The organism is Deinococcus murrayi DSM 11303 (assembly GCF_000482805.1).
GTDB classification, from domain to species: Bacteria; Deinococcota; Deinococci; order Deinococcales; family Deinococcaceae; genus Deinococcus; species Deinococcus murrayi.
Genome location: NZ_AXWT01000049.1, coordinates 1 through 3460 on the forward strand (window position 1 = coordinate 1; position 3460 = coordinate 3460).

A 3460-nucleotide genomic window follows, 5' to 3' on the forward strand; every position below is an offset into this window, starting at 1 on the left:
CGCTTGAACGTCATCTTCGCCCGCCTCGCCACAGACGAGGAATTTCTGCGCCAGCACGGCTATTCACTCAAAATTGCAAGGTGCAACTCCTGAGGAGAAGCAATGGAGACCGAGTGGCGGCGATGGAAGAACATCCGGTGGGCTGTCCGGATGTTCTGAAATCAGAGCCAATCGGTCCGAGCCGTTCTCGCTCTTGCCCCCCGCCCTGGCGACATGCCGGGGCGGTTTGTTTTACCGTGAGCCAACATGAAGACCCCAGAGGACGCCCTGAGCCTGTGGCTGGCCCAGCAAGCCCGCCAACTCGGTTTGCACACTGCCGACATGGAGGATGCCGACCCCGCAGCGGTCACTTCCTTCGCCCGGCTGGTGCTGGAGGAGTTGGCGGCACGGGGCCTTATCGCCGGAGCTTGCGCCATCGGGTGCTGGAGCCAGCCACGCTCGGCGCGCCACTGAAACCTTTGCTCAAGCGGCATCAGCCCAAGAACAAAAAAAACAAAAAAGACGCCGGGGAACGGCGTCTGGCCTCACATGGGGGGTCAGGCTTGGACTCGCACAGGACGGGAAGTGATGCCCTGCTCATGCTCTTGGCGCTGCCGAGCACCGGCGGCATAGCCCACCTGGGCACCGAACTGCCATGCCAGCTTGATCATGAACTGGATGGCTTCCTCGTCTCCCTTTTCCACCAGCGTATGCAGATGTTCGGGCAACCCGTCCGGCAGCGGCATAGCCTGAAGCTGCTCGCCATACTCCGCCCGCAGCTGCTCGAACCACTCGGCGTAGGGGTTCGTCATGGCCCCATCCTAACAGAAGGGCGCTCAAGGAATGTAAGTGCTGATGAGGCGAGGCGGCGGCGGGGCTACGTGCAGTTTGGGTGACTTTGCCAACCGGACACCTTTTTCTTCCTCCAATGGTGTTACGCTTCACCCATGACGGCGACCTCTTTCCCCGAATCCGGCAGCGCCCAGCCGCCCCAGGACATTCGTATCAGCGAGTTCGGCGCTCAAAAGGCCCTGGCTATGCTGGCCCAGAGCGGCAAGGAGAATGCTGGCGTGCGGGTATTTATCAAGAGCGGCGGGTGCAGCGGTTATCAGTACGGCATGGCGATTGACGACCGCGAACTTGAGGGGGACACCATCGTCATCGACCGTGGCGTCAAGTTGCTCGTCGACCGCATGAGCCTACCGCTGCTGCGCGGGAGCGAGGTGGATTACGTCGAGAACATGATGGGCGGCGGCTTCACCGTCCACAATCCCAATGCCACCAGCAGTTGCGGGTGCGGCCACTCCTTCCGCACCGATGGTGCCCAGTCGCCCGACGGCGAAGGCAGCGTGGGCTGCGGCTCTCGCTGAGTTAAGTCCCATGACCCCCTTAGGCCACCCTGATTCGTCCGGGTGGCCTTTGCCTGGCCTGTGCTGGCGCGGCGTCCAGGTGGGGCCGCCCCCTTTCTGCCCTATCTTGCAACCATGATTGTGCTTGGGGTAGACCCTGGACTCGCCAATCTTGGCCTAGGGCTGGTGGAGGGCGACGTCCGCAAGGCCCGGCACCTGCATCACGTCTGCCTGACCACCGAGAGTGCCTGGCTGATGCCCCGCCGCTTGCAATACCTCCATAGCGAAGTCTCGCGCCTGTTGGCCGAGTACCGCCCCGACGCCGTCGCCATCGAGGACCAAGTGCTGCGCCGTCAGGCCGACGTGGCCTTCAAGGTGGGTCAGGCCTTTGGCGTGGTTCAGCTTGCCTGTGCTCAGGCGGGTGTGCCCATCTATGCCTACGGCCCCATGCAGGTCAAGCGCTCGCTGGTGGGCACCGGACGTGCCGACAAGGAACAGGTCATCTACATGGTCAAAGCGGCCCTAGGTATCCGCGAGCTGTTCAACAACCATGCGGCAGACGCCCTGGCCCTGGCCCTCACCCACCTGGCCCATCAGCCCATGCAAGCGGCGGCCCGGCGGCTGGTACGGGCCTGAGCGGCTCCGGACGGTCTGCGTCCCTCCTTCCTGAGACGCGATGACGCGGCTGCTGGGGCCATTGCTGGTGTCGCTGCTGCTGTCGGCGGGCTGGCTTTGGTTTTTCGTGCGGCGCGACCGCCACCCAGAGCCAGCCTGGTTGCTGGCCCGCACCTTTGGCTGGGGCATGGTGGCCTGGGCTGTTTCGGCGGCGCTTGGAGGAACTTTCGGGCGGCTGTCCGCCGAGGTGGGGCTGTTCACCCCAGTGCTCGCGCTGCTCCTGACCGCCACCGTCGAGGAGGGCAGCAAGTTCCTGGCGGCCATGACCGCCACCACCGAGCACGAGTTTGATGAGCCGATGGACGGCCTGGTGTACGCCGTGACCGCAGCCCTGGGCTTCGCCTTCGTCGAGAATGTCACCTACTCCCTGAGTTACGGGGCGTCTGCTCTGGCGTGGCATGCCCTTCTGACCACCCTCGTCCATGCCCTGTTCAGCGCTCCTCAGGGGTACGCCCTGGGGGGGCGGCACCTCCAGGGGGGGCGCTGGTGGCGGTCGCGGGGGCTACTCCTGAGCATCGCTTTGCACTTCGTGTTTAATGGGCTACTGACCGGGTCAGCGGGGTGGCCCCAGCTGGCTGCGCTGGCCGTCGTCCTCTCCCTGATGGCTTGGCTGGCGGGCCGCTACTACCGCCACTTCGAGACCCACGCCCGCGACCATCCTCAGTCCCCCTAACGGCTGAGCCGCCCTTCCGCCCTACAGGGTGGGATGCTCGCTGTGGCCCTCCACCCAGTGGGCACCGTCTTCGGTCAGCTCGTATTTCCAGATGGGCAAGTGAGCTTTGAGGTGCTCTATCAAGAAGTCGCAGGCTTCCAGAGCGGCGCGGCGGTGCGGGCTGGCGACCCCAATCAAGATGCTTGCCTCCCCAGGCCGCAGCTGTCCTGTGCGGTGCTGAATCAGGACGCGCAGCTCTCCGTAACGCTCCTGTGCTTGGTGAGCGGCCTCTTCCATCACCCGCACCGCCATCGGTCCATACGCCTCATAGTCGATGGCGGTGACCACCTTGCCCCGGTTGGGCGAGCGGACCGTTCCGACAAAGTAGGCTTGCGCTCCGTACTGTGGCTGGACAAGAAAGGACTCCGCTTCCGCGAGGAGCAGGGGCGTGCTGCGTAGCTCGCAGCGGGTCGCTGACGGCTCCGCTGAGGAGGGTGCACCCCCTGCGACCGGGGGCAAAAAGGCCACCTCGTCTCCGGCAGCCAAGACTTGTTCCGGGCGGGCATAAGTTTCGTTGACCGCCACCATGCAGCCGCGCAGGCTGAGGCCGCGCTCCGCTTCGACCTTGGCCGCGAGGTCCCGCACCGTGCTGCCTTCTGGGACCTCCAGGCTGGCCATCTCTAAACCGGCTTCTCGCTTGAGCTGCGCCAGAAAGACCACATGTACCCGCATAAAGGCAGGCTAGCACCCCGTTTTCCTGGGTCTCACGCGGAACCCGGCGCGGGGGAGTTGACAAGGGGGCGGG

General features: G+C 64.8%; 6 protein-coding genes. 4 read left to right on the forward strand and 2 right to left on the reverse strand.

The features are described 5' to 3' along the window. Positions 1-246: 246 nt before the first annotated feature. The gene (locus tag H565_RS0108950; protein WP_027460726.1) at positions 247-453 is read left to right on the forward strand and encodes a hypothetical protein; all 207 of its coding nucleotides are present in this window, start codon (positions 247-249) and stop codon (positions 451-453) included. Between the two features lie 83 nt (positions 454-536). Here H565_RS0108950 and H565_RS0108955 read toward each other — a convergent pair whose 3' ends face one another. Then, positions 537-791, reverse strand: a complete 255-nt coding sequence (locus tag H565_RS0108955) for a hypothetical protein (protein WP_027460727.1) — start codon at positions 789-791, stop codon at positions 537-539. Positions 792-926: 135 nt separating this feature from the next. Here H565_RS0108955 and H565_RS0108960 point away from each other — a divergent pair, with 135 nt between their 5' ends. From H565_RS0108960 to H565_RS0108970, 3 genes are all read left to right on the forward strand, one after another. After that, entirely contained in the window at positions 927-1349 is a 423-nt protein-coding gene (locus H565_RS0108960) for a HesB/IscA family protein (protein WP_027460728.1), read from the forward strand. A 114-nt stretch (positions 1350-1463) separates the two neighbouring features. After that, a complete protein-coding gene (gene ruvC / locus H565_RS0108965) occupies positions 1464-1964 on the forward strand; it encodes a crossover junction endodeoxyribonuclease RuvC (protein WP_027460729.1) in 501 nt (166 codons plus the stop codon). Between the two features lie 40 nt (positions 1965-2004). Next, positions 2005-2676 carry a PrsW family intramembrane metalloprotease gene (locus tag H565_RS0108970; RefSeq protein ID WP_034409028.1) on the forward strand — a complete coding sequence of 224 codons (672 nt, stop codon included), beginning with the start codon at positions 2005-2007 and terminating at the stop codon, positions 2674-2676. Positions 2677-2697: 21 nt separating this feature from the next. Here the strand turns inward: H565_RS0108970 and moaD are convergent, their stop codons facing one another. Next, the gene (gene moaD / locus H565_RS0108975) at positions 2698-3387 is read right to left on the reverse strand and encodes a molybdopterin converting factor subunit 1 (RefSeq protein ID WP_027460731.1); all 690 of its coding nucleotides are present in this window, start codon (positions 3385-3387) and stop codon (positions 2698-2700) included. Positions 3388-3460: the final 73 nt, after the last annotated feature.

Coding starts and splice junctions, on each gene's coding strand:
- H565_RS0108950 (WP_027460726.1), top strand. CDS start 247: ATGAAGACCCCAGAGGACGCCCTGAGCCTGTGGCTGGCCCAGCAAGCC.
- H565_RS0108955 (WP_027460727.1), bottom strand. CDS start 791: ATGACGAACCCCTACGCCGAGTGGTTCGAGCAGCTGCGGGCGGAGTAT.
- H565_RS0108960 (WP_027460728.1), top strand. CDS start 927: ATGACGGCGACCTCTTTCCCCGAATCCGGCAGCGCCCAGCCGCCCCAG.
- ruvC (WP_027460729.1), top strand. CDS start 1,464: ATGATTGTGCTTGGGGTAGACCCTGGACTCGCCAATCTTGGCCTAGGG.
- H565_RS0108970 (WP_034409028.1), top strand. CDS start 2,005: ATGACGCGGCTGCTGGGGCCATTGCTGGTGTCGCTGCTGCTGTCGGCG.
- moaD (WP_027460731.1), bottom strand. CDS start 3,387: ATGCGGGTACATGTGGTCTTTCTGGCGCAGCTCAAGCGAGAAGCCGGT.